22 protein-coding genes are annotated in these 25916 nt (G+C 70.2%); 15 read left to right on the forward strand and 7 right to left on the reverse strand.

The genetic code is table 11. The annotated features are described in order from the left end of the window. Positions 1-14: 14 nt before the first annotated feature. From ABZY13_RS03405 to ABZY13_RS03430, 6 genes are all read right to left on the reverse strand, one after another. Complete coding sequence (locus ABZY13_RS03405) at positions 15-1025, reverse strand: LacI family DNA-binding transcriptional regulator (RefSeq protein ID WP_356627179.1); 1011 nt, start codon at positions 1023-1025, stop codon at positions 15-17. Continuing rightward, positions 1019-3274 carry an alpha-xylosidase gene (gene yicI / locus ABZY13_RS03410; protein WP_356627180.1) on the reverse strand — a complete coding sequence of 752 codons (2256 nt, stop codon included), beginning with the start codon at positions 3272-3274 and terminating at the stop codon, positions 1019-1021. Before yicI ends, ABZY13_RS03405 begins: the two co-directional genes overlap by 7 nt. 11 nt (positions 3275-3285) lie before the next feature. After that, a complete protein-coding gene (locus ABZY13_RS03415) occupies positions 3286-4050 on the reverse strand; it encodes a carbohydrate ABC transporter permease (protein WP_356627359.1) in 765 nt (254 codons plus the stop codon). A gap of 119 nt (positions 4051-4169) precedes the next feature. Further along, positions 4170-5144 carry a sugar ABC transporter permease gene (locus tag ABZY13_RS03420; protein WP_356627181.1) on the reverse strand — a complete coding sequence of 325 codons (975 nt, stop codon included), beginning with the start codon at positions 5142-5144 and terminating at the stop codon, positions 4170-4172. Beyond that, positions 5141-6433: an extracellular solute-binding protein gene (locus tag ABZY13_RS03425; protein WP_356627182.1), complete on the reverse strand. Its 1293-nt coding sequence runs from the start codon at positions 6431-6433 to the stop codon at positions 5141-5143. The genes ABZY13_RS03420 and ABZY13_RS03425 overlap by 4 nt, the downstream gene beginning before the upstream one ends. A gap of 120 nt (positions 6434-6553) precedes the next feature. After that, positions 6554-7819 carry an MFS transporter gene (locus ABZY13_RS03430; RefSeq protein WP_356627183.1) on the reverse strand — a complete coding sequence of 422 codons (1266 nt, stop codon included), beginning with the start codon at positions 7817-7819 and terminating at the stop codon, positions 6554-6556. A gap of 95 nt (positions 7820-7914) precedes the next feature. Here ABZY13_RS03430 and ABZY13_RS03435 point away from each other — a divergent pair, with 95 nt between their 5' ends. The 10 genes from ABZY13_RS03435 to ABZY13_RS03480 all read left to right on the forward strand — a co-directional run bounded on the left by ABZY13_RS03435 (position 7915) and on the right by ABZY13_RS03480 (position 19776). Next, on the forward strand, positions 7915-8892 hold the full coding sequence (locus tag ABZY13_RS03435; protein WP_356627360.1) for a LysR family transcriptional regulator: 978 nt from the start codon (positions 7915-7917) through the stop codon (positions 8890-8892). A gap of 265 nt (positions 8893-9157) precedes the next feature. Then, positions 9158-11611 carry a transglycosylase domain-containing protein gene (locus ABZY13_RS03440; protein WP_356627184.1) on the forward strand — a complete coding sequence of 818 codons (2454 nt, stop codon included), beginning with the start codon at positions 9158-9160 and terminating at the stop codon, positions 11609-11611. Between the two features lie 49 nt (positions 11612-11660). Beyond that, positions 11661-12947 (forward strand): hypothetical protein, encoded by a 1287-nt coding sequence (locus tag ABZY13_RS03445; protein ID WP_356627185.1) that lies wholly within the window; start codon positions 11661-11663, stop codon positions 12945-12947. A gap of 114 nt (positions 12948-13061) precedes the next feature. Further along, a complete protein-coding gene (locus tag ABZY13_RS03450) occupies positions 13062-14243 on the forward strand; it encodes an amidase domain-containing protein (RefSeq protein ID WP_356627186.1) in 1182 nt (393 codons plus the stop codon). Positions 14244-14692: 449 nt separating this feature from the next. After that, positions 14693-15010 carry a hypothetical protein gene (locus tag ABZY13_RS03455; protein WP_356627187.1) on the forward strand — a complete coding sequence of 106 codons (318 nt, stop codon included), beginning with the start codon at positions 14693-14695 and terminating at the stop codon, positions 15008-15010. Beyond that, positions 15007-16356, forward strand: a complete 1350-nt coding sequence (locus ABZY13_RS03460) for a hypothetical protein (protein WP_356627188.1) — start codon at positions 15007-15009, stop codon at positions 16354-16356. Before ABZY13_RS03455 ends, ABZY13_RS03460 begins: the two co-directional genes overlap by 4 nt. A 91-nt stretch (positions 16357-16447) precedes the next feature. Continuing rightward, positions 16448-17065: a hypothetical protein gene (locus ABZY13_RS03465; RefSeq protein ID WP_356627189.1), complete on the forward strand. Its 618-nt coding sequence runs from the start codon at positions 16448-16450 to the stop codon at positions 17063-17065. Positions 17066-17094: 29 nt separating this feature from the next. Continuing rightward, a complete protein-coding gene (locus ABZY13_RS03470) occupies positions 17095-17784 on the forward strand; it encodes a hypothetical protein (protein WP_356627190.1) in 690 nt (229 codons plus the stop codon). A 319-nt stretch (positions 17785-18103) separates the two neighbouring features. Further along, positions 18104-18760: a hypothetical protein gene (locus tag ABZY13_RS03475; RefSeq protein ID WP_356627191.1), complete on the forward strand. Its 657-nt coding sequence runs from the start codon at positions 18104-18106 to the stop codon at positions 18758-18760. Next, the gene (locus ABZY13_RS03480) at positions 18748-19776 is read left to right on the forward strand and encodes a hypothetical protein (protein ID WP_356627192.1); all 1029 of its coding nucleotides are present in this window, start codon (positions 18748-18750) and stop codon (positions 19774-19776) included. Before ABZY13_RS03475 ends, ABZY13_RS03480 begins: the two co-directional genes overlap by 13 nt. 7 nt (positions 19777-19783) lie before the next feature. Here ABZY13_RS03480 and ABZY13_RS03485 read toward each other — a convergent pair whose 3' ends face one another. Next, a complete protein-coding gene (locus tag ABZY13_RS03485; RefSeq protein ID WP_356627193.1) occupies positions 19784-20257 on the reverse strand; it encodes a DUF397 domain-containing protein in 474 nt (157 codons plus the stop codon). A gap of 430 nt (positions 20258-20687) precedes the next feature. Between ABZY13_RS03485 and ABZY13_RS03490 the strand changes: the two genes are divergently transcribed. The 5 genes from ABZY13_RS03490 (at position 20688) to ABZY13_RS03510 (ending at position 25858) form a co-directional block, all read left to right on the forward strand. Beyond that, positions 20688-22073, forward strand: coding sequence for a nitrate/nitrite transporter (locus ABZY13_RS03490; RefSeq protein ID WP_356627194.1), 1386 nt, complete (start codon positions 20688-20690; stop codon positions 22071-22073). A gap of 109 nt (positions 22074-22182) precedes the next feature. After that, complete coding sequence (locus tag ABZY13_RS03495) at positions 22183-23451, forward strand: uroporphyrinogen-III synthase (RefSeq protein ID WP_356627195.1); 1269 nt, start codon at positions 22183-22185, stop codon at positions 23449-23451. A gap of 110 nt (positions 23452-23561) precedes the next feature. After that, positions 23562-24218 (forward strand): CGNR zinc finger domain-containing protein, encoded by a 657-nt coding sequence (locus ABZY13_RS03500; RefSeq protein WP_356627196.1) that lies wholly within the window; start codon positions 23562-23564, stop codon positions 24216-24218. Between the two features lie 210 nt (positions 24219-24428). Next, positions 24429-25013 carry a sigma-70 family RNA polymerase sigma factor gene (locus tag ABZY13_RS03505; RefSeq protein ID WP_356627197.1) on the forward strand — a complete coding sequence of 195 codons (585 nt, stop codon included), beginning with the start codon at positions 24429-24431 and terminating at the stop codon, positions 25011-25013. Positions 25014-25063: 50 nt separating this feature from the next. Then, complete coding sequence (locus ABZY13_RS03510) at positions 25064-25858, forward strand: zf-HC2 domain-containing protein (RefSeq protein WP_356627198.1); 795 nt, start codon at positions 25064-25066, stop codon at positions 25856-25858. Positions 25859-25916: the final 58 nt, after the last annotated feature.

Below are 25916 nucleotides of genomic sequence, written 5' to 3' on the forward strand. Positions count from 1 at the left end.
GGGGCGTGGACGGCTCAGGCCGTGCGCGGGGCCGTGCTCGCCCGGACCGTCAGGCCGGGGCGCAGCAGCGTGGCCTCGGGGACGGGGGCGGTGCCGGCGAGCTTCTCCATCAGCAGCTCCACCGCCCGCGTGCCGATCTCCGCGGACGGCAGGTCGACGGAGGTCACGGGCACGCGGACCGACTCCGCCAGCTCGCGCGGACAGATGGCGGTGACCGAGAGGTCCTCCGGCACCCGCAGGCCCAGCTGCTCGAAGGCGTCGATCAGCGGTTCGAGGACTGGCTCGTTGTGCACGACGACACCGGTCAGCGCGGGCTGTTCGCGCAGCAGCCGCTCGGCGACGCGGCGGGCCGCGGCGGGCGCCGCCTCGCAGGGGCGGACGGCGGAGGCCAGCCCGTGCCGGTCGGCGGCGGCCGTGAAACCCTGGACGACCCGCTGGGCGAACGCGGTCTGCCGCACGTACACCTCCGGCGGCGAGCCGACCAGCGCCACCGACCGGTGCCCGAGCCCCGCCAGATGCTCCACGCACACCTCCCCGGCCGCCTTGAAGTCCAGGTCGATGCAGGTCAGCCCGGACGCCTCGGCGGGGAAGCCGATCATCACCGTCGGCCGGTCCAGCGAGCGCAGCAGCGGCAGCCGGGCGTCGGCGAGCTGCACGTCCATCAGGATCAGGGCGTCCACCAAGGCGGTGTCGGCGACCCTGCGCAGCCCTTCCTCGCCCTCCTCCTGGGTGAGCAACAGCACGTCGTGGTCGTGCCGGCGGGCAGCGGTCACCACCGACACCGCGAACTGCATCACCACGGGCACGTGCATCCCGGCGCGCAGCGGCATCACCAGCGCGAGCACGTTCGACTTGCTGCTGGCCAGGGCGCGCGCGCCGGCGTGCGGGCGGTAGCCGAGGGCGCGGATGGAGGCGTGGACGCGCCGCCGGGTCTCCTCGCTGATCGGGCGCTTGCCGCTGAGCGCGTAGGACACGGTGCTGGGGGAGACCCCGGCGTGCCGCGCGACGTCCGTGATCTTCACCATCGGGCCGGCTCCACCGTCAGGAACCCGGTCCCCGCCTCGGCCCGCACCTCGCGCCCGCCGGCCGCCAGCCCCCAGGGCGCCACCGGGTCGCTGCACGACGCCCGCAGCGTGTCGCCCTCCCGGACGACGGTGAAGACGACCTCGCCGACCCGCACCGTGACCTGGTCGCCGCGCCGCATCCCGTACGCCCGCAGCGTCACCCCGTCGGCGTGGTCGTAGTCGGGCCGGTCGTCCGCCGCGCCCACCGGGATCACCGCGCCGGGCCTGACCAGCAGCGGCACGCTCAGGACGTCGTGCCGCTCGCGCACCCAGCGCGGACCGGTCACCGTGCGCCCGGTGAGGAAGTGCGTCCAGACGCCCTCGGGGACGTAGTACGTCACCTCGCCCTCGTCGTCGAACACCGGCGCGACCAGCAGATCGGAGCCGAGCATGTACTGCCGCTCCAGATGGGCGCACCCCGGGTCGTCCGGGAACTCCAGCACCATGGCCCGCATCACCGGCACGCCCTCGGTGTGGGCGACGCGGGCGGCCTCGTACAGGTACGGCATCAGGCGCAGCTTCAGGCGCGTGAAGTGCCGGGCCACGTCGACGGCCTCCTCGTCGAACAGCCACGGCACCCGGTACGAGGAGCTGCCGTGCAGCCGGCTGTGCGAGGACAGCAGGCCGAAGGCGAGCCAGCGTTTGAACAGCGCGGGCGTCGGCGTGCCCTCGAAGCCGCCGATGTCGTGGCTCCAGTAGCCGAAGCCGGACAGGCCCAGCGACGGCCCGCCGCGCAGCGACTCCGCCATCGACTCGTACGTCGCCTCGCAGTCCCCGCCCCAGTGCACCGGGAACTTCTGGCTGCCCGTCGTCGCCGACCGGGCGAAGACCACGGCCTCGCCCTCGCCGCGGTGCCCCCGCAGCACCTCGAAGACGGTGCGGTTGTAGAGGTACGCGTAGTGGTTGTGCATGCGCTCCGGGTCGGAGCCGTCGAACCACACGACGTCGACCGGGACCCGCTCGCCGAAGTCGGTCTTGAAGCAGTCCACGCCCTGCGCGAGCAGCGCCTCCAGCTTCGCCGCGTACCAGGCGCGGGCCGCCGCGCTGGTGAAGTCGACCAGCGCCATGCCCGGCTGCCACAGGTCCCACTGCCACACGCTGCCGTCCGGCCGGCGCAGCAGGTGCCCGAGCGCCTTGCCCTCCGCGAACAGCGGCGAGCGCTGCGCGATGTACGGGTTGATCCACACGCTCACCCGCAGGCCCCGGGCCTTGAGCCGGGCCAGCATCCCCTCCGGGTCGGGGAAGACCCGCGGGTCCCACTGGAAGTCGCACCAGTGGAACTCCCGCATCCAGAAGCAGTCGAAGTGGAACACCGACAGCGGCAGCCGGCGGTCCCGCATCCCCTCGATGAAGGAGGTGACGGTCTTCTCGTCGTACGAGGTGGTGAACGACGTCGACAGCCACAGCCCGAACGACCAGGCGGGCGGCAGCGCGGGACGCCCGGTGAGGGCCGTGTACCTGCGCAGGATCTCCTTCGGCGTCGGGCCGTGGATCACGTAGTACGTCAGTTCCTGCGCCTCCACGCTGAACTGCACCCGCGACACCGTCTCGGAGCCGACCTCGAAGGACACCTTGCCGGGGTGGTCGACGAAGACGCCGTAGCCGGCGTCGGTGAGGTAGAAGGGGACGTTCTTGTAGGCCTGTTCGGTGGCGGTGCCGCCGTCGGCGTTCCAGATGTCGACGACCTGGCCGTTCTTCACCAGCGGGCCGAACCGCTCGCCGAGGCCGTAGACGTGGGCGCCGACGCCGAGGCCGAGTTGTTCGCGCAGGTAGTGGGCGCCGGTGGCGTCCCGCATGATGCCGATCCCCTTGGGACCGCTGGAGGTCAGGACGCGACCGCGGGCGAGGAAGTCGACGCGCCAGGAGCCGGTGCGGGCCACGCGCATCGACAGCTCGCCGGAGATCAGGGTGGCGTGCTCGTCGTCGTACTCCGTCTGCGGGGTGAAGTCCTGCCCGCTCAGGTCGAACACGGGGCCGCGCGGCCGGCCGCCCTCGAAGTGGGTGAGCGTGACCCCGATGACGCCCGGCATCGGCGCGTGGGCGGTGACGGTCACGACCGGTCCCTTCAGCAGGTCGCCGCGGTGGCGGACGGGCTGCGTCGGCGCGTGGATCTCCAGGCCGCCGTCCGTCGCGGCGACGTCGAGGACCTGCGCCGGGTGGGCGGCGGTGACGCCCTCGCGCAGCAGCCAGTACCCGTCGGTGAACTTCACGCGCGCACCCCTTACTTGACCGCGCCCACGGCGATGCCGCGGGTCAGCGTCCGCTGGAAGACGAGGAAGAAGACGATCGCGGGCAGCACGCCGAGCAGGGCGGCCGCGTTGGTCATGGTGGCGTCCATCAGCCGCTGGCCCTGGAGCACGCCGAGGGCCACGGAGACGGTCTGGTTGTCGTTGGAGATCAGCATCACCAGCGGCAGCAGGAACTCGTTCCACGTCCAGATGAAGAAGAACACCAGCAGCACCCCGAGGGTGGGCCGGCTGACGGGGACGACGATCCGCCACAGCACCTGCCACCTGGTCGCCCCGTCGATCCGGGCGGCCTCGATGATCTCGCGCGGGAACCGGCTCAGCACCGCCGAGAGCAGGTACGTGCCGAACGCCGCCTGGATCACCGTGAAGACGATGATCACGCTCAGCCGGGTGTCGTACAGCCCGGCCTCCTTGCTGAGGTGGTACACGGGGTAGACCAGCGCCTCCTGCGGCAGCATGTTGGCCAGCACGAAGAACGCCAGCACCCAGGTGCGGCCCCTGATCCGCCCGATGCCGATCGCGTAGGCGTTGAGCAGCGACAGAACGGCGGCGAGGACCGCCACCGAGCCGCTGATCAGCACGGAGTTGAACAGCTTCTGCCCGTAGTCGACGCGCTCCCAGAAGTCCGCGAGCCCGTCGAGGTACACGCCCTCGGGCAGGCTCAGCGGCCCGTTCCGAGCGTACTCCGCAGGGGACTTGACCGCGTTGACGGCGACGACGAGGAACGGCACCACCATGAACAGCGCGGCCAGGCAGAGCGCGACGAGGACGGGGTAGCGGCGCAGGACGGCGGCGCCGGGCCCGGGGGAGACCTTCGCGGGCACGGGCGAGCCCTTCGCGGACGCGTGCGCACCCTTCATGACCGCACCCCTCCTTCCTCCGCGTCCTCCGCGCGGGTCTGCAGCCTCAGCCCGACGAGCGACAGGGCGAGGATGATCACCGTCAGCACCGTGGAGATCGCGGCGCCGTAGCCGACCTGCGTCTTCTCGAAGAAGGTGGTGAAGGAGAAGTACGACGGAACGTTGGTCGCGCCGCCCGGGCCGCCCTTGGTCAGCACGTACACCGCGCCGAACACCTTCAGCGCGGCGATCGAGCACCAGGTGAGCACGACGTACGTCTCCGGGCGGATCTGCGGCAGCGTGATGTGCCAGAACCGGCGCCACCAGCCCGCCCCGTCCAGCTCCGCCGCCTCGTACAACTGCGGGTCCACCCGCTCCAGGCCGGCCATGAACACGACCAGCGGGAAGCCGATCTGCACCCAGACCATGACGCCCATCACCGTGTAGAGGGCGAGGTCCGGGTCGCCGAGCCAGTCCTGCCGCCAGGAGTCCAGGCCGACCGCGGTGAGCAGCTCGTTGAGCGAGCCGTTCTCCGGGGCGAGGATCCAGCTCCAGACGATGCCGGCGACGGCGATCGGCAGGACCTGCGGGAGGTAGAAGCAGGCCCGCAGCACGGTGGTCACGCGCGAGCCGAAGTGCTGGGCGACGTGGTCGAACAGCGCCGCGGCCAGCACCAGGCCGATCACCGTGGGCACCAGCGCCATCGCCAGGACCATGAACAGGCTGTGCCGGAACGACGCCCAGAACTCGCTGTCGTCCAGCAGCTCGCGGTAGTTGGCGAGCCCCGTCCACCGCGGGTTGCCCACGCCCTGCCAGTCGGTGAAGCTGACGCCCGTGTTCATCAGGAACGGCACGACGACCACCGCGAGGAAGGCCAGGGCGCCGGGGAGCAGGAACAGGGCGTACGACTCCCTCGGGCCGCGCGGACGGCCGGGCCGGCGCTCCTTGCCGGCCCCGGCCGTCCCCGCACCGCGTTCGACGGTGACCGTCATCGCCGGGAGACGCCCTTGTCGTACGCCTCCTGGAGGGCGCCGAGATAGGTGTGCGGCTTCGCGCTGCCGGTGATCAGCTTCTGCGTCTCGGAGACCAGGACGTCGTAGAAGCCGGCCGCCGGCCAGTCCGGGTAGAACGCGAGGCCGTCGCGCTTCGAGAGGGTGTTGAAGTCCTCGATCAGCTTCTTGGACTGCGGGTCGGTGATGGCGGCCGGGTCGGCGGCGACGGGGACGCCGCCGTTGTTGCCGAGCAGGTTCTGGATCTTCTCGGAGAGGGTGATCTCGATGAAGTCGTACGCCAGTTCCTTGTTCGGCGCCTTCTCGGGCACCACCCAGAGGTTGCCGCCGGAGCCCAGGGTCAGGTCGGAGCCGGGCCACAGGAACGTGCCCCAGTCGAACTTCGCCTCCTCCTGGAAGCGGCCGTACCACCAGCTGCCGGAGAACAGGATCGGCGTCCTGCCCTGGATGAAGTCGAGCCCGGCCTGCTCGGCCTTGGCGCCGGTGGAGTCCTTGGAGACGTACCCCTTGTCCACCCAGTCGGCGAAGGTCTCGGCGGCGTGGACCCAGGCCTCGTCGTGGAAGTCGGTCTTGCCCTTGTACAGCTGGTAGGCGTCCACCCAGGCGCGGTCCGCCCCGGACAGGGCGAGCTGGTAGACGTACTGCTGGGCGAGGTACTCGGCGCCGGCGTTGGCCAGCGGGGTGACGCCCGCGTCGACGAACGTGTCCATCGCGGCGGTGAGTTCGTCGAGGGTGGTGGGCTCCTCGACACCGTGCTCCTCGAAGAGCTCCCGGTTGTAGAACACCATCGTGTACTCGGCGTAGTTGGGCACGCCGTACCACTTGCCGGAGCCCATCACGCCCTGGGCGTCGTACATGCTGGTCGTGCGGACGCCCTCGCCGATCTTCTTGTCCCAGCCGCGCCGGGTCGCCTCGGCGGTGAGATCGGTGAGCAGGCCCTGCTTGGAGAGGTGGCCCGCGGTCGCGTTGCCCTTGTTGTACTCCATCAGGTCGGGCGCGTCCGAGGAGTTGAGCACCATGGGGGCGGTCTTCTGGATCTGCTCGAAGCTCTTCTCCTCGAACTCGACCGTCACGCCCGGGTGCGTCGCCTCGAACTCGTTGATCGCCTCCGTCCAGGCGACGCCCATCGCGCTGTTCGGGGCCTCGTAGTGCCACAGCCGCAGGGTCTTCGCCTCACCGGACCCTTCGTCCGAACCCCCGCAGGAGGCCAGCAGCAACGCCCCGACCAGGGCCGCCGCCGTCGCCACCACACGCCTTCGTGCCGTCAACATCCCGTGCCTCCAGGGGAGTCGGATGGGAATCGGGGCATCACGCGGCGTCCGTCGAACGGTTTCACCACGGGATGTCGAAGCGCTTCGACGCTGGAAGGTATGGGGGGTGGGGCGGGGTGGTCAATGGGTCGCGCGCGAATTGGTGAAGCGGTTCGACTGGGGGACCCGCGGGCGCCTCCTCGACGGCACCGCCGCCGACGTGATCCCCAGCGCGGCCACCGCCGCCGCCACCGGCACCGCGAAGCCCGCCGCCGGTGACGCGTGCTCCACCGCCCAGCCGCCCAGCGCGCTCCCGAGGGCGATCCCGCCGAGCAGGCCGGTGACCGCCAGGGTCATGCCCTCGTTCAGCCGGCCCTCGGGCGTGCGCTCCTGGATCAGCGTCATCCCCGTCACCATCGTCGGCGCCGTCGCCATCCCGGCGATCAGCAGCGCGCCGGCCAGGACGAGCAGCGACCCCGTCAGCGCCACGGCGAGCAGCGGCAGCGTCAGCAGCACGGCCATCACGGCGATGCACCAGCGGTAGCGCCGCTGAGCCGGACCGCTCGGCCGCAGCGTCCCGTACGCCAGCCCCGCCGCGCAGGAACCGGCCGCCTGGAGGCCGAGCACCACGCCCGCCCACACCCGTTGACCCTGTGCGTCCGCAAAGGCGATCGTGACGACCTCCATGGCCCCGAACACCGCGCCCATCGCCAGGCAGACGACGAGCAGCGGGGGTATGCCCGGCGCCCGCAGCGGCGGCCTCCCCGGCGCCCGGCCCGGGGGCGCGAGCGGCGGCTCGGTCGAGCGCTGCGCGGTGAACAGCAGTGTCCCGGTCACCAGCAGCACCCCGCCGACCAGCGTCCCCGCCTCCGGGAAGAACGTCGCGCACAGGAACGCCGCGAGGACCGGCCCCAGCATGAAGCACAGCTCGTCGGCCGCCTGCTCGAAGGAGTTTGCGGTGTGCAGCGCGTCGGGGTCGTCCCGGAACAGATGGGCCCACCGGGCGCGGGCCATCCCGCCGGTGTTCGGCGTCGTCGCGGTGGCGGCGTAGGCGGCGAACAGCGTCCACGCCGGGGCGTCCAGCCGTACGCACAGCAGCAGGCACAGCCCGCCGAGCGCGGCGACGAGGGTGGCGGGCCGGGCGACCCGGGCCTGGCCGTGCCGGTCGACCAGCCGGGCGGTCCAGGGCGCGACCAGCGCCGTCGCCGCCAGCCCGGTCGCCGTGACCGCGCCGGCGAGGGCGTAGGAGCCGTACGCGTCGGCGATCATCACGACCGCGCTGACGCTGAACATGCCCATCGGCAGGCGTGCGACGAGGTTCCCGATCGTGAAGGCGCGGGCGCCGGGGTGGACGAAGAGACGGCGGTAGGGGTGGGCGGGACGGGGCCCGGCGGAGGACTTCGGCATGCGCCCACCGTCGCCCGGAGCCGGTCAAGGGGTCCAACACCTGTCCCGGCCCCACTCACGCGCTCCTGTTGTAAATTCACCGGGTGCCCGCCCTCATGGACCCCCGCCTCCTGCGCGCCTTCGTCGCCGTCGCCGAGGAACTGCACTTCACGCGGGCCGCCGCCCGGCTCTACGTCGCCCAGCAGGCGCTCAGCCGGGACGTGCGGCGGCTGGAGCGGGAGCTGGGCACGGAGCTGTTCGTCCGCACGACCCGGCAGGTGACCCCCACCCCGGACGCCGAGCGCCTGCTGCCGTACGCCCGCCGGGTCCTCGCGGCCCACGACGACCTGCTCGCCGCCTTCGGGCAGGCCCGCCCGCTGCTGGTCGACCTCAACTCCCCGGGCCTCGGCACCCCGCGCCGCGTCCTGGAGCGCGCTCGCGACATCGCCCCCGACCACGAGTTGATGGCCCGCTACGAGAGCGGCCTGACCGGCGCGGCCGGGGAACTGCTCGCCGGGCGCCTGGACGCGTCGTTCGGCCGGTACGCGGGCCTGGCCCCCACGCTGCGCGCGCAGCTCGAACACCAACCCGTACGCTTCGAACCGATGGCGATCGTGCTGCCCGAGGACCACCCGCTGGCGTCCCTGGAGGCCGTGCCGCTCGCCGCGCTCGCCGGAGAGACCGTCTACGCGGGCGCCGGGAACCCGCGCACCCCCGAGTGGACCGACCTCGCGCACCGCCTCTTCGACGGCCGGGGCGTCTCGATCGCGGCCCCCTTCCCGCTGGCCGTCGGGACCGAGGAGTTCCAGCGGATCATGGCCAAGACCGGGCACCCGGTGCTGGCGGTGGTGGATTTCCCGCCCATGCCGGCGACCGTACGGCGGCCGCTGGTGGACCCGGTTCCGCTGTCCCCCGTGTCGCTGGTGTGGCGCCGGGGTCTGGCCCACCCGGCGCTGGACGCGCTGCGGCGGGCCGCGGCCGAGGTGGCGGCGGAGCGGGGCTGGCTGCGGGTGCCCGCCGGGAGCTGGACCCCGGAGGCGGACGGAAACCCGGCGGTTACCGCAGGTTCGACGGCTCGAACGACCGACCGGTGACGGGTGTTGTTCATCACCAACTGTGCCCTATTATGTACGAATTTGTTGTGTGGAGGTATTGTGCAGGCTGCTGGTATTTTGCAGACGCGTTGAACTGTGGGGTCGGCAGTCGGTCTACAGCCGCGTCCACCGCAACCAAGTCGGTCTCTCGGGCGTCTGACTTGCGCGACTGGTGCCGAATGCGAGGGGGGACATGGTGACGCCGAAGGGGCGAGGGGAGGAAGAGCCCTGGGAGCCGAAGCCTGAGTCGGAGTCCGACCGGACCATGCAGTTGAAGGCGCTCGGTCCGATCCAGCCGAACAGGCCGACGCAGCCGGTCGAACCGATCGAAGTGATCGAGCCGATGGAGCCGGCCGAAACGGCCAAGGCGATCAAGCCGTACCGACCGGAAGAGACCGTGCAGCTGCGCGTGCCCATCCAGCGCACGGCCGCCACGGAGAACGAGAGGTCCCGCGCGACCGACACGGCCGGGATCCTTGACGCCTTCGGAACTCCGGAGAAGTCCGAGACATCCGGGATCTCCGGGATATACGCGGCGTCCGAGGTGAACGCTGCGGACCGAATACCCGGCGGCGAAACGATCTCCCTCGCCCCCCGCCCGGAAACCCGCGCCTCCCGCCGTGCCCGCGGCGCCCGTAACAAAAGCAACAGCGAAAACGCCGACGCCTCCCGCCCCTCCCGCAAGGCCCCCCGCCCCTCCCTGCGCGCCCGCCTCGCCGCCGACCCCCGCCTCGCGGTCGTGCTGGGCGTCCTCGCCACGCTGGCCGCGCGCGCCGCGCCGTACGCCCGCCGGATGAAGCCGGAGTACCCCCGCCCCGGGCGCACCGGCTGGCGCCGCTGGCTCCCCTCCTGGCGGCAGTGGATCGGCGGCGCCTTCGCCGGCATCGGCCTCAGCGGCTGCTTCCTCGTCGTCGCCTACGCGGCCACCGACATCCCGGACAACCTCAACTCGTACGCCACCCAGCAGGACAACGTGTACTTCTGGGCGGACGGTACGCCCATGGCCCGCACCGGCTGGGTGCAGCGCCAGGAGATGCCGCTGGAGGACATCCCCGAGGACGTCCGCTGGGCGGTCCTCGCCGCCGAGAACGCGAGCTTCTACAGCGACCCGGGCATCTCCGTGAAGGGCATCAGCCGCGCCGTCCTGCGCACCTTCGGCCAGGGCGACACCCAGGGCGGCTCGACCATCACCCAGCAGTACGTGAAGAACGTCTACCTGAACCAGGACCAGACCGTCCGCCGCAAGTTCACCGAAGCGATGATGGCCCTCAAGCTCGACAACCGGATGAGCAAGGACGAGATCCTCGAGGCCTACCTCAACACCAGCTGGTTCGGCCGCGGCACCTACGGCATCCAGCGCGCCGCCCAGGCCTACTACGGCAAGGACGTCGGCGAGCTGAACGCCAGCGAGGCCGCCTTCCTCGCCGCTCTCCTCAAGGGCGCCGGCCTCTACGACCCGACCCTGAGCCAGACCAACCGCGACCGGGCCGTCGAGCGCTGGTCCTGGACCCTCGACCGGATGGTGGCGATCGGCAGGCTGTCGCCCGAGGAGCGGGCCGGCTACAAGAAGTTCCCCGAGCCGCTGAAGAACAACCCGCTGTACTCCACCGGCGAGCAGAGCGACTACCTGGTCGAACTCGCCTCCCAGTACGCAAAGAAGGCCGCGAAGATCTCCGACAAGCAGTTCGACCTCGGCGGCTACCAGATCTACACGACCTTCGAGAAGGACCGCGAACGCCGCCTCACCGACGTCGTCACCGACGCCCGCAAGAAGGCGCTGGAGGACGACCCGAAGACCGCGAAGACCGCCCACTACGGGGCGGCCTCGGTGGCCGCCGACGGCCGGATCCTCGCCGTCTACGGCGGTCCCGACTACCGCAAACAGGGCTTCAACGAGTCCAACGCCACCACCGTCCCGGCCGGCACCGCCTTCACGCCGTTCGTCTACGCGGCCGGCCTGGAGCACGGCGTGCGCACCGCCCGCGACGGGGCGACGACGCCGGTCACCGGCGAGTCCCTCTACAACGGCGACGACGACGTCCCGGTGACCACCCCGGAGGGCCCGTACTGGGACCGCAGCGGCCGCAAGGTCGCCGCCAGCAACGACGGCGACCGCTCCTACGGGCAGATCTCCCTGCACCGGGCGATGGCGCTGTCGGTCAACACCCCGTTCATGCAGCTCGGCATGGACACCGGCCTGGACAAGGTGCGCTCCACCGCCGTGGCCGCGGGACTGCTGCCGTCCAGCATCGGCGCCCGCGTCCCCGCCCTCTCCATGGGAAGCTCCACCCCCAGCGCCATCCGCATGGCGAGCGGCTACGCGACGTTCGCCGCCGAGGGCCGGCACACCGAGCCGTACTCGGTGCTCCGCATCACCCACAACGGCACCAAGCTCCCCCTGGACGCGCCCCAGTCGCGCCGGGCGGTCGGTGCGGACGTGGCCGAGGAGGTCACCTCCGCGCTCACGGAGTCCTTCCGCACCGCCCATCCCGACGCCGCGCCCCTGTCCGAGAAGGTGGCCGGGAAGGCCGGGACGACGGAGAAGGACACCGCCGCCTGGTACGTCGGCACCCACGAGTCCGTCTCCACGGCGGTCGTCGTCTACCGCATCGACCTCGCCAAGAGCCTCGAACCACTGCCGCTCAAGGGCATCGCCGGCACCGCCGACGACAGCGTCCCGTACGGCATCTGGTCCGGCGCCCTGGGCCTCGCCGGCTGACCCCGGCAGGGCCCCCGCAGTCCCACCGTCCTTGGAGAATGAGCCGCAGATGAAGTCACCGTCGGGGCGCCGCCGCAAAGCCCGGGCACCGCGCCGCACCGCAGCCCTGCGCCCGGGCTTCCTGGCCTCGGCGGCGCTGCTCGCCGCGGCGTCGCTCACGGCCGGCTACCTGATGCTGGGCGGCACCGGCAACACCGCGCCGACCGCGTCCTCGGGGGACCAGCGGAAGACGGCGGGGCCCGCCGGCGACGAGGAGCCGGAGTGGGACGGCAGGACCAAGGTCATCGGGGACGGCTCCACCTCGTACACCGGCCCGCAGAAGGGCCGCCTGAAGCCGGTGCCGCTCAAGCCGGGCCAGAAGCCGCCCCAGTTCGTCGTCTTCTCCTGGGACGGCGCGCTCCAGGGCGACGACGGCCTGTTCTCGCACTTCCTGGACGTGGCCAAGCAGCACGACGCCCACATGACGTTCTTCCTCACCGGGATCTACCTCCTCCCCGAGAGCAAGAAGGCGCTCTACGACCCGCCCCAGCACGACCGGGGCGCCGCGGCGATCAGCTACCCCACCGACGAGCACATCCGCACCACGCTGGAGCAGCTCGGCCGGGCCTGGAAGGAGGGGAACGAGATCGGCACCCACTTCAACGGCCACTTCTGCGGCGAGAAGGGCGGCGGCGACTGGAGTGTCGCGGAGTGGAAGAGCGAGATCGACCAGTTCAACTCCTTCGTCAAGAACTGGAAGACCAACACCGGTTACACCGACCTGCCCCCGCTGCCCTTCGACGTCGACAGGGAGGTCGTCGGCGGACGCGCCCCCTGCCTGGAGGGCCAGGCGAACCTGATGAAGGCCAGCAAGGACTACGGCTACCGCTACGACGCCAGCTCCGCGGGCGACTTCCAGATCTGGCCGGTCAAGAAGGACGGCATCTGGGACTTCCCGCTGCAGATGCTCCCGTACGAGGGCGGCAAGTACCAGGGCCTGTCCATGGACTTCAACTTCCTCTACAACCAGTCCGACGGCGAGACGGAGGGCGACCCGGCGATGTACCCGCAGTGGGAGCAAGAGACCCTCGCCACCTACATGAACGGCTTCAACCGCGTTTATTACGGCAGCCGGGCCCCGCTGTTCATCGGCAACCACTTCGAGACCTGGAACGGCGGCATCTACATGCGGGCCGTGGAGCGGATGATCGAGAACGTGTGCACCAAGAAGGACGTCAAGTGCGTGTCCTTCAAGGAGCTGGCGGACTGGATGGACGTACAGAAGCCGGAGACGCTGAACCGGCTGCGCACCCTCGACCCGGCGCAGTCCCCGGACTGGTCCACGGTCGTGCAGTGACGTTCCCGGGCCGTTTGTCCAACTGACGCACCCCTCTTCACAAGAGCCGCACACCGCGTGCAAAGATGCCGCTCCCCGGCACATCCCCCCGCCGGGGCAAGAGGGGAAACATCAGTGAAGTCACGAAAGATAAGCCGCACGCGGCGCCGGGCCACCGTATTCGGGGCGGCAGCCGCTTCCGTCGTCGCCGGAGCGGCGCTGCTGCCCAACTGGAACGCGGGCGCCGCGATCACCGACGATCCCACGGTGGACGCCAGGACCAGGGCGACCTTCCAGCGACTGGCGGACGCCGTCTTCACCGACCGTACCGAGGCACTGGTCGAGGGCGGCCGGAGCGAGCCGGGGAAGCCGCTGACCGACGACTTCTCGGGAGACGTCCGGCTGTCGTCCGGCACCGCCCGCAAGGAGGACGCCGCCCTCACGGCGCTCGACCGGCGCCGGGACCGACTCGCCCAGCTGGGCGAGGAGTACAGCAAGGGCAGCACGACCGTCACGCTGAACGCGACGAACGTCAAGGGCCGCAAGGCCAAGGTCGCGGTCACCGAGACGACGACGCTCACCTACGCCAAGGTGCGCGGCGGCGAGCCGAACACCACGGGGTTCCAGGCCCACCACGAACTGACGTTCACGGCGGACCGGCACGGAAACTGGCAGCTCACCGGAATCCGCCAGTCCGACGAGGACCAGCTCGCCGTCAACCAGACCACGGCCCCGCCCGCCACCGGCTCCAGGACCACGCGGTCCGGCACCACGATGCCGGCCGCGCCCAAGGCGTCGACCACGTACCCCGGCCCGGCGAACCCGAAGAACTTCACCGCCAGCGGCCTGGACTACAAGGCGATGGCCGCGTACGCCAAGCAGTACTGGTCCAACTACAACCCGGCCTACCCGAACTTCAACGGCCAGGGCGCCGGCGGCGACTGCACCAACTTCGTCAGCCAGGCCCTCAAGGCGGGCGGCTGGAAGCACGTCCCCGGCTACGTCTACGACTACACCCGGTGGTTCGGCAACGCCGACATCCAGTCGCACTCCTTCGTCGGCGTCAACGAGTGGTCCTGGTTCGCCCAGAACTCCAAGCGCACGACGAGCCTCGCCAACGTCTACCAGATGGACGTCGGCGACGTGCTCCAGATCGACTTCGACAAGAACGGCTCGAAGGACCACACGATGATCGTCACGTCCCGCAGCCGGGGCGTCCCGTACCTGACGTACCACTCCACGAACACGTACAGCAGGTCGGTGTCGAGCATCATCGCGTCGTACCCGACGGCGGCGTACTACGCGTACCGGACCTGATCCGGGGATCGGACCACGCGGTCGGCGCCTGCCCTGCTCTGGCCGGGGTGGGCGCCGACGTGCGAGCGGGGCGCCACGGTGGTCGCCGACCTGGTTTCACCCCTCTCGCGAGCCCGGCGTCGTCCTACGGCCGCCGCACCCTCATGACGGCAGTCGCGTAGACAAATGATTCCCGACATCCCGACATCCCGACATCGCGTCATCCCGACATCCCGTCACCCGGAAGGTTTCCGGCGCCCTCAGATGTTGACGGTGGAGAAATTGACGAGGTTGGCCGGTTTGCTGCGATGAGGAAGTGGGCGGGCCACAGTTTCCCCCCGTCAACCGCTGACGAGGGATCCCATTCCGGCCACACACCCGTCTTTTCCTTGCGGATCTGCTGGTCAGCGGGGCGAGCATCTCGCTAACGTCCTTGACCCTTCGGGACCGACGGGACGGGGTGGGGCACGATGGCGGATCGGCTGGCGGTCGACGGCGACGAACTCGGGCGTTTCATGAAGATGCTCAACCAGTCGAGCAGGTCGCTGAAGGGCGTCCGCAAGGCGCTGTCCGACGCGACGGTGACCGGGCTGGGTACGGACGACCTCGACGGCGCGTGCGAGGACTTCCAAGAGGACTGGAAGTACGGCTCGGAGGAGATCGGCAAGCAGACGGAGGACTTGGCGGAGATCATCGGCAAGAGCCGGGACAGCTACCGTGAAGTCGACCTGGCGCTGGAACGGGCGTTGCGGGAGGCCAAGTCCGGCAAAGGCGGGGGCGGCAGGTGAGCCTCTCGCCGGGTGACGAGCCGCTGCCGCGTCCGGATTCGCCGGCGTATCGGGACGGCCCGCTGCCGCAGGGTCTCAAGTCCTACCCGAAGATGAACAATCCCGATTACCCGCACCTGGGTTTCAACCCGGTGCCGGGCAGCACGGAGACCGTGCGCGCGCTGCGCAAGAAGCTGAGCGGCTGCGCGGAGGTCCTCCAGGACACCCATGACCTGGTGACCAGGCTTCTCGACGGCAGCTACTGGAAGGGCGACGCGGCGGTCGCCTTCCGGGAGCAACTGGAGGACGGCCCGCTGCCGTCGAACCTGAAGAACGCGGCACAGTCCCTCCGCAAGGCCGCCAAGCAACTCGGCCGCTGGGAGGGCGAGCTGGACGACTTCCAGGGACGGGCGCGGCAATTGGAGCGGTCGGCGAAGGACGCGCAGGACGTCGTGGACAGCGCGAAGGGCAGAGCGGCCAAGGCCGGCGCCGACCCGGACCTGGACAAGAAGGGCGACGATCGCGACACCGCGCGGAAGGCCCTGGACCGCGCGAACGCGGCCGTGGAAGAGGCCGAGGCGGAGCTGGAGAGGATCCGGACGAGGGCACGGCGGCTCGCGGAGGAGCATGAGAGCAAGGCCAAGCACCGCGCGGCCAAGATCCGCGACGCGACGGAGAAACTGGCGCCACAGGAGCCGGGGTGGTTCGACGAGGCGCTGGACTGGCTGGGGGAGAACCTTCCGGACATTCTGAGTTTCGTGGCGGGTGTGATCGGATTGGTGGCGATCATCTTCGCGGGGCCGTTGGGGATCGCGATGGTGGCGGCGCTGATGCTGACGGCGTCGGCGTTGAGCTTTACGGCTTTGACGTTGCGCCTGAGTGACGCCGAGACGTGGGAATCGTTGAAAGATGGAATCATGAAGGGTGAATTTGACGCCGATTTCTGGAGCAACGCGGTATCTGTGGGGGCTGACCTAGTAGGTACCCTCCCTGGTGTCGGAGCAGTTTCCAAGGGGGCGGCGACAGGTATCCAGGCTGTTTCCAGGAGCGGTCCTGCGCCGACTTTGGGGCAAAAGGTTTCCCTTTATGGAAGTGCGACCATGGATGAGGCCAAGGCCATCGCGGGGTTGGAAAACACGATCGTTATGCGCTCGGTACGCGGGCTGAGTAATCCGCAGGCAGCTGCGCAGACTGTATCGACCGCGTCGGCTTCCGTCGGTGTTGCCACTGCTGGTTTCGGAATCGTCAATAAGCTGGCGGATGCCGATGAAAACAAGTACAAGGACGGCACCGTTGCGGGAATTGATGGCGCGCGCCTCGCCATCGACAGTGGAAGCCTGTGGAGCCTTATTCAGTACGTGCGATGAACACCGCTACGGGAAAGGCAAGTCATTGAACCCCAGTGAACATGCGACCGCCTGGGATCACCCGCCCACTCGCTGGGCATGGGTCGGACAGATGGCCCTGAACCTCATCGGACTTATTGGTTGGTTGGCCATGCTCCTGGGGTTGTTTTATGTGCTACTTGGGTACCTCTCGCCGGGGTTTTCTGTACTCTTCGCTCCCTTGATTGTTTACTCCTTCTATCGCGTGGTCATTCAGTTGCGCTATTTCCCGGCGTCGTTGAATGTACTCCAAGTGCTCCAGTTCTATCCCTGGCGGGTTCTTCATGGCGCCCCGCGAAGCCTCGACCAGCATCCGGGTGCGGAGGCCGACGGCATGTGGATCGAGTTTCCGTATCCGGAGGGGAATGGTGAGAAGGGAATCCCGCTCGTCTTCGTCAAGCACTACCGCTCCCTCTGGTGGCTGAAGCGCATCGGCGGGCCGCGCACGAAACCGGAGCTGAAGGCACAACTGGACACCCTGTGGTTCGCGGGCGACCCCCGCTTTCTCGGTGTCGTCGCCGTGCCGTCCAAGAACGGGGACTCACCCAGGCGACTGCACTTCCTCTACCAGCCCTCGGCCTGTGCCCCAGCCGCCGCTCGTAGGCACTGGGAAAACGCCACGTTCGCCGACCTGGAACGCGCCCGCCGCGCCGGAGCCCGCTTCGTCGAGCCCAGTCCCAGCCCTCGCTGATGCCCTACGCCACCCCGAGCGGGGAGCCCATGCCCACCACCCCGGCCTTCGTCATCGACAACTCCGTCCACGACCCGGAAGCCGAACTCTGGTTCGCCGAACCCGCCGGCTTCACCCCCCTGCCACTCTCCGCACTGCTTCCTGCCCCCGATTCGGACGGCGCTGAGCAGTTACGAGTCGCCGCGGCACCGTTCCTGGAAGCCGCACCCGATGACCTGGCTCGGCAACAGTTCATCGCACGGTTCGCGGCAGGCCAGCAGATACTGGGCGCCTTGCGTGAAGTGGGCACCGTGCACGTCTCCGTAGGCCTGCACCGAGACGATGTCGACGCGGCGGCGGGCGAGAGCGGCAGACGTCAGCCGTTGCTCTCCTTCTTCACGATCTCCTGGCGTGACACGGCAGTCGCCCCGCGCGGGGTCACGGCCGCCCGTGCGGTGACCGGAGCGCAGGGACACGCGCACACCCAGTACCTGGAACTTCCCTGTGGCCCGGCCACCTTCAGCGAGACGTTGCGAACGCCGCGACCCGGCTCAGGCCTTCCGCGTGAACCGCTGCTCCAGCTCCACGCCCACCTCCCGCACCCGGACTGCAAGCGCCTGGCCGTCCTCACCTTGAGCACGACAGCAGTCGCCCGGCGCGAGGAGTACCGCGCGATCCGCCGCCTGATCGCGGAAACAGTCAGCTTCGAGGATCCACTGAAGGCTGAAGACCTGTGCTGAAGCGGGCAGCAGGTCGCTCCGTCCCAGTCTCGAAGTGTTCCGACCTTCAGGACCGCTCACCCATCGAACGTACCCCGCGCGAGTGGCACCGCAACGTCCTCGAGATCCCCCTGACCGAGGAGGGTCGCGCCGTCCTCGCCGACGCCGACGAACGGGCTGTGCGCACGAAACGAGGGCTGGCCGGGAGTTCACGAACGAGGAGCGGGAACGGAGTGGTCAACGTCGCTGTCGCGAACGGCAATTCAATCTGGTGTGCCGCTTGCCACCCCGGCTACGGTAGCGCTGTTCCCAGAACCGACAGTGTGCCCAGGAGCCCCTTGTGACCCGCCGCCCTCGCCTACTCACCACAACAGCCGCAGCAGGGGTGGCCGCCCTGCTTCTGACAGCGTGCGGCGGTGACGACAGCGACACGAAGGCGAACGACAAGATCGCGGGCGCGGAGACGAGCGCCCAGGCTACTTCGTCGCCGACTACGTCACCCTCTGCCACTGACGGCCGTCCGAAGATCGAGCTCCCGTCCGATCTCGAGCTGATCTTTGAGGACGCGGAAACGGGAGACCCGGTTCAGGACGCCGTTCTTGCGGATAATGCGGAGCGCATGCGGGCGGTAGACGCAGCGATTACCGGAACAGACCCCAAGGGCGAGGCGCTCGGGTTCTACAACACGGGCAAGGCGCTGGAAGCTGCTGTCTCCTGGGTCAACGCGTTCGAGAAGGCCGGCGCGACGATCACAGGCGAGGTCCGTTACTACGACCGCAAGGTGACGTTGAAGAACGACACGTCAGCGACCCTCACGTTCTGCGCCGACGAGAGCAAGGGCTTCAGCAAGGACAAGAAGACCGGAAAAATCGCCAAGACGCCGGTCACCAAGAACAGTTACGTCCAGTACAACACCAGGTTGGACAAGAACCCGGACGGTGTGTGGCAGACATCGCAGATCATTTCTACGAGGGGCGCCGAACGGTGCCAGCCATGAGCAGGACGCTGCTGTGCGCCCTTGCAGCCATCCTCTCCTTGGTGGCCTCAGCCGGGACGGCGCGCGCCGACATCGTGCCCGGGGGATCAGGCACAGGCTCTGAGAGTCAGGTGGGCGGTGGACAGGACGGTGACACGATCTCCGCCACCGCCGGCGGCGTCGTCTTCGACCGTTCCAAGAACGGCAGCGGCGCCTCCGTCGGACCCGTCACCGCCGCTTCCGCGTGGACCCCTCCCGCCTGCTGGTACGCGCCCAAGTACACCCCCGCGCAGCTCGAAGCCACGCTGAAGCCGATCTGGGCGGCCGAGTCCACCGGCGCCGAGTGGGAGGCGACGCAGCGGGCGCGTTATGTGGACGGGGAGCCGTACAAGGACTTCAACAAGGACAAGACCGGCGAGGGCTACTTCTGGGACTCGTACGTCAACGAATCCTTCCCGCCCGGTTGGGACAGTTGCGACGAGGACATCTTCTGGGTGGACACGGGTGAAGCCCCGCCTCCCGAGATCGAGAACGCCATCACCCCCGAGATCCTCGCCCAGCTCGCGTACGCCGAGATCCGCGTCCCCAGTACCGAAGTGACCCTGGCCCCCGAAGGCGCCACCAAGGTCAACCTGCCCACCTGGGCCTGGCTCGACGGCGCCGAGTTCAAGCCCGTCTCCGTCACCGCCTCCGTCCCGGTGCTCGGCATCCAGGCCACCACCACCGCCGAGCCCGTCGCCCTCAAGATCGAGCCCGGCACCGGCGACGCCGAGACCTACCCGGCGTCCGGGGTGTGCGAGATCAGGAACGGTCGTATCGGGGAGCCGTACGCCCGGGGCAAGGCGGATCGCACGCCGCCCTGTGGAGTGCGGTACCTGCGTTCCTCCGGTGACGGTTCCTATCCGCTCCGGGCCACCGTGACCTGGGAGATCTCCTGGACCGGTACCGGTGTCAACGATCCCCGGGACCTTCCGAACGGGGAGTTCGGCGCGGAGCAGGACGTGGTCGTGCAGGAGATCCAGGCGATCAACCGTTGATTGAGGTTCAGGTGCGGGGCCTGTTCCGGGACGCGGCGCCGGCTGCGTAGGTGAGGAATGGGCCCCAGGCGGAGGGCGCGACGGCCGAGTGCCCAGCGTCGGGGTTCTTCGAGTCGAGGATGCGTACGACGGTCCCGGTCCTGGCTGTGTCGACGCAGTTGATGCCGTCGCCGCTGTAGGTGGACTTCTGCCGGTGGCTGCATGGCCCAGAAGTGCGGGGATGTGGATCACCAAGGCCACCGATCGCAGGTCGAGTCCGAGAGCGACCGTCCGGCCTCCGCGCCTGCCGACGCCTGCGGTGGGCGGGCTGCGGCTCGTGCGGGAGTGTGCCGACTCCTGGGGCGCCTGGCCCGGCGGAGGTGCCGGGCTGCCCGGGCAGCGCGCCGGGAAGCTGCTGTGGTTCGAGGTGGGGCGGCCGGCGCGCGCGTGGCCGTAAGTCGACGCTCCCCCGAGCGGTCGTTGCTGTGTCAAACTTTTCCATTGCAGACGGTGACGTGACGCAAGCTACGGGGGAGCGGCGTGAGCGGCATGAACGACGAGAAGCACGTGCGGGCCGTGTTACGGAAGACGGCGACGGGCGGTTCCGTCGAGGTCGCCAGGACCATGGCCTGCGTCACAAGGCGGGGTGTCCCCGGACCCGTACCCGCTCCCGCCCCCGTCCCGTCCCGCCGGTTCCACCAGTACCGACCCCACCACCCACACCCCCACACCACCCCCTACCTGGGCCCCCCACAACCCTGCCCCCCGAAGCTCTCTGCCCCGGACCTCTCACCCCCCACCCCCAAACGGTGAGACCAAAGTTCCTTTCCGGTCACCCAGAGCCACAGGCAGGAAACGCGCCCTGCCTACCTTCGGGATCAGACAGTCACCCCGTACGAGCCGTACGTAGCCCGGAGCACCGTGGAGGCGTCATGACAGCCCGCAGTACAGCCCCCGCAACCCCGAGCAGGGGCGGCCGATGGATCCAGGAATGGGATCCCGAGGACGAGACCTTCTGGCGGGAGAAGGGCGAGAGAATCGCCAAGCGGAACCTGTACTTCTCCGTTCTGTCGGAGCACATCGGGTTCTCCATCTGGACGCTGTGGTCCGTGATGGTGCTGTTCATGGGGCCGGAGTACGGCCTCAGCCCCGCCGACAAGTTCACCATCGTGTCGATGGCGACCCTGGTCGGCGCCGTCGTCCGCATCCCCTACACCTTCGCCGTGGCGATCTTCGGCGGCCGGAACTGGACGATCGTCTCCGCGTCCCTCCTCCTCATCCCGTCGATCGCGGCCTTCTCGGTGATGGAGCCGGGGACGTCGTTCTCGACCTTCCTGATCTGCGCGATGCTCGCCGGCATCGGCGGCGGCAACTTCGCCTCCTCCATGACCAACATCAACGCCTTCTTCCCGCTCCGTAAGAAGGGGTGGGCCCTCGGTCTGAACGCCGGCGGCGGGAACATCGGCGTGCCGGTCGTGCAGCTGATCGGGCTGGCGGTCATCGGGGCCGGCGGCGGGCCGCGGCTGCTGCTCGGGATCTACATCCCCTTCATCTTCGTCGCCGCCGTCCTCGCCGCCCTCTACATGGACAACATCGCGTCCGTGAAGAACGACACCGGCGCCGCCAAGGAGGCCGTCCGGGACCGCCACACCTGGATCATGGCCTTCCTCTACATCGGGACGTTCGGCTCGTTCATCGGCTACAGCTTCGCCTTCGGCCTGGTGCTCCAGACGCAGTTCGGCCGCACGCCGCTCCAGGCCGCCTACGTCACCTTCATCGGCCCGCTGCTCGGCTCGCTCATCCGTCCGCTCGGCGGTGCGCTCGCCGACAAGTACGGCGGCGCGAAGATCACGCTGGGGAACTACGTGGCCATGGCCGCCGCCACCACCGTCGTGATCGTCGCCTCGATGCAGGAGTCGCTCCCGCTGTTCACGGTCGCCTTCATCGCGCTGTTCGTGCTCAGCGGCCTCGGCAACGGGTCGACGTTCAAGATGATCCCCGGGATCTTCCAGAACAAGGCGATCGCCATGGGGCTGACCGGCGAGGCCGCGGCGGCGTACGGGCGGCGGCTGTCCGGCGCGTCGATGGGACTCATCGGCGCGGTCGGCGCGGTCGGCGGGCTCGGGATCAACCTCGCGTTCCGCCAGTCCTTCCTCAGCGTGGGCTCCGGCACCGGCGCCTTCGTCGCCTTCCTCGCCTTCTACGGCGTGTGCTTCGCGGTCACCTGGGCCGTATACCTTCGCCGCCCGATGGGCCGCCCCGGGGCCGCGAAGATCACCGATGAGGAGAAGTCGCAGCTCAGCTACGCCGAGGTGTGACGTAACACCGGCGACATGAAGCGGAACCGAGCCTGTCACGAGCCGTTGACAGGCTCGGTCGGCATGCAGGTGCACTGACACCGACTCGAGTGCGGGACGAGAGTTAGTTATGTACGACGAACAGCAGCAGCGCACGGGGGCGACCCAGTCGCCCCCGGACCAGCCGGCGCACGAGCGACCGGATCGACCGGAGCGAGCGGACCGACCGGAGCGGGCCGAGCGGGCGGAGGCAGAGGGCGGCCGGGCGGACGAGCACGGGCCGCTCGCCGGATTCACCGTGGGCGTCACCGCCGCGCGCCGGGCCGACGAACTCGGGGCCCTGCTCCGGCGACGCGGCGCCGCCGTACTGCACGCGCCCGCCCTGCGGATCGTGCAGCTCTCCGACGACAGCGAGCTGCTCGACGCCACCAAAGGGCTCATCGACCAGGCGCCGGACGTCGTGGTGGCCACCACCGCCATCGGCTTCCGGGGCTGGATCGAGGCCGCCGAGGGGTGGGGGCTCGGCACGGCCCTCGTCGACCGGCTGCGCGAGGTCGAGCTGCTCGCGCGCGGGCCCAAGGTCAAGGGCGCGGTGCGGGCGGCGGGGCTGACCGAGCACTGGTCGCCGTCGTCGGAGTCCATGGCGGAGCTGCTCGACCGGCTGCTCGAAGAGGGCGTCGACGGGCGCCGTATCGCGGTGCAGCTGCACGGCGAGCCGCTGCCCGGGTTCGTGGAATCGCTGCGGGAGGCCGGGGCCGAGGTCATCGGCGTGCCGGTCTACCGGTGGATGCCGCCGGAGGACCTCTCGCCCGTGGACCGGCTGCTCGACGCCGCCGTCTCGCGCGGGGTGGACGCCGTCACCTTCACCAGCGCCCCCGCGGCCGTGTCCCTGCTGTCCCGGGCGGACGAGCGCGGGCTGCTGCCGGAGGTGCTCGCCGCCTTCAGCCACGACGTGCTGCCGGTCTGCGTCGGCCCGGTGACCGCGCTGCCGCTGCAGGCGCGCGGCATCGACACCGTGCAGCCGGAACGCTTCCGGCTCGGTCCCCTCGTCCAGCTGCTCTGCCAGGAACTGCCCGCGCGGGCCAGGGCGTTGCCGATCGCCGGGCACCAGGTGGAGATCCGCGGGCACGCGGTGCTGGTGGACGGGGAGCTCAAGCCCGTGCCGCCGGCCGGGATGTCGCTGTTGCGGGCGTTGTCCCGGCGGCCCGGCTGGGTGGTCTCCCGGTCCGACCTGCTGCGTGCGCTGCCGGGCGCGGGCAAGGACGAGCACGCCGTCGAGACGGCCATGGCCCGGCTGCGTACGGCGCTGGGCGCGCCGAAGCTGATCCAGACGGTCGTCAAGCGCGGTTACCGGCTGGCGCTGGACCCGGCGGCGGACAGCAAGTACGCCGACGCGTGAGGCTCCGCCCCGGGGGTTACGGCCGGGGCGGCGCCGGTGCACTGTGGGAGGAGGCGGCGGAACTCTCCGGCACCTTCCGGCACCCTCCGACCCTGGGCGGTGACAGGCGCATGGCACCGAGTACGGCCACGGCCTCGTCCTCCTCGTACGCGCTGCGGTTCGACGCCGGACGCGTCTGCCTCGACCTGCCGGCGACCACCCATCCCACCGAACGGCTCGACTCCGTACTGGTGTTGCGCGCGTGGATCAGCGGGGCCGGTCTCGTACCGCCGGGCACGCCGCTCGCCCACGTCGACGCCTCCTGGCTGCCGCCCTTCCGCGAACTGCGGGACGCGATCGCGCTGTTGACGCGCGGCGCCCTGCCCACGGGCCCCAGCCCATCCCCATCCCCACCCCCGCCTGCGTCCCCGTCTCCCCCCGACGACCTCGCTCTCGCCCGCGTCAACGCCGCGGCCCACGCCGCGCCCCCCGCCCCACACGCCGTCCGCGCCGACGACGGCACACTGGTCCGGGAGTTGGACCGGCTCCCCGACCGCGCGGCCCTGCTGTCCCTCGTGGCCCGCGACGCCGTGGACCTGCTCACCGACCCCGCCGCCCGCGCCTGCCTGCGCCGGTGCGCCGGCGACGACTGCCCCATCGTCTACCTCGACACCTCTCGCGGTCACCGCCGGCGCTGGTGCTCCGGCGACATCTGCGGCAACCGCGAACGGGTGGCCCGGCACCGACGGCGCACGGGGGCGGGGGCGCGTCCCGAGCCACGCCGCTGAAGTCGGCGGGCGCCGCGTCAGGTCGTCGGCCTTTCGGGCCGTCAGGCGTCGGGCGCCGGGCCGTTCCGCGCCGGGCCGGGCCGTCGGGCCGATACGCATCGAACCTCCATCGAACCCCCCGAGAAAATTCCCGCCCCTTTGAACACACCGCCCCCTCGCATCCGTACCCGTCCTCGAGCGACCGACTGGGGGAACCCCCGGACACCGGAGGTGGGCGTGCGCAAGGATGCGGCCGTGGCCAGGGAACGCGGAGCGAGGGCCCGACATCGCATGACCCAGCCCGCGTCGGAGCCCGACGAGGAGCTGATGCGCGCGCTGTACCGCGAGCACGCCGGACCCTTGCTCGCCTATGTGCTGCGGCTGGTCGCCGGAGACCGCCAGCGCGCCGAGGACGTCGTGCAGGAGACGCTCATCCGTGCCTGGAAGAACGCCGGTCGGCTCAACCGAGCGACCGGTTCGGTACGCCCCTGGCTGGTGACGGTCGCCCGGCGCATCGTCATCGACGGCCACCGCAGCCGGCAGGCCCGGCCGCAGGAGGTCGACCCGTCGCCGCTGGAGGTCATCCCCGCGGAGGACGAGATCGACAAGGCGCTGTGGCTGATGACGCTGTCGGACGCGCTCGACGACCTGACCCCGGCCCACCGGGAGGTGCTCGTCGAGACGTACTTCAAGGGGCGTACCGTCAATGAGGCGGCGGAAACGCTCGGCATACCCAGCGGCACCGTCCGCTCGCGGGTGTTCTACGCCCTGCGTTCCATGAAGCTGGCACTGGAGGAGCGGGGGGTGACGGCGTGATGAGCGGTTACGGGGGATTCGGAGCGGAGGGTCCGGGTACGTCTGGCCCCATGCAGCCCATGCAGCCCATGCAGGGTCAGGGATCAACGGGCCCGAACGAACACGAGACCGTCGGCGCCTACGCCCTCGGGATTCTCGACGACGCCGAGGCGACCGCTTTCGAGGCCCATCTCGCCGGCTGCGAATGGTGCGCCCAGCAGCTCGACGAGCTGGCCGGGATGGAGCCGATGCTGGCGGCGCTCGCCGACCTGCCGGGCGCCGGGACGCCCGCGATCGGGGAGTCGCTGTCCGCGCGTCCGAGCCCGCGGCTGGCGGAGGCGCTGGTCGACGAGGTCGCCGAGCGCCGGGCGGAGAAGCGGCGGCGCGGGATGTACATGGTGGCGGCCGCCGCCGCGCTGATCGTCGGCGGCCCGTTGGTGTCGGTCGCGGCGACCGGGGGCGGCGACGACTCCGGCGGTGGCAACGTCCCGCTGCGGGCGTCCAGTCCGGCCGAGATCGCCTTCGAGGCCATGCCCGACCGGGTCACCGCCACCGACCCGGGCACGGCGGTCAGCGCGACCGTCGCCCTGGAGAAGAAGGCGTGGGGCACCAGCGCGGTGCTGGAGCTGAAGAACGTCAAGGGTCCCGAGAAGTGCGCCCTGATCGCCGTCGGCAAGAACGGCGAGCGGGAGACGGTCAGTTCCTGGTCCGTCCCGGACTGGGGGTACGGCATCCCGAACGCCACGACCGAGCAGGCCAAGAACCCGCTCTACGTCCAGGGCGGCGCCGCCCTCACCCCCAACGAGATCGACCACTTCGAGGTCATGACCTTCGACGGACGCCGACTCGTGGAGGTCGACGCGTAGCCTGAACCGGTCCCCTTCGCGTACGGTGGACGGCTGCCCAGCACGTCAGAAGGGGGCC

Source organism: Streptomyces sp. NPDC006610 (assembly GCF_040611575.1).
Lineage (GTDB): Bacteria > Actinomycetota > Actinomycetes > Streptomycetales > Streptomycetaceae > Streptomyces.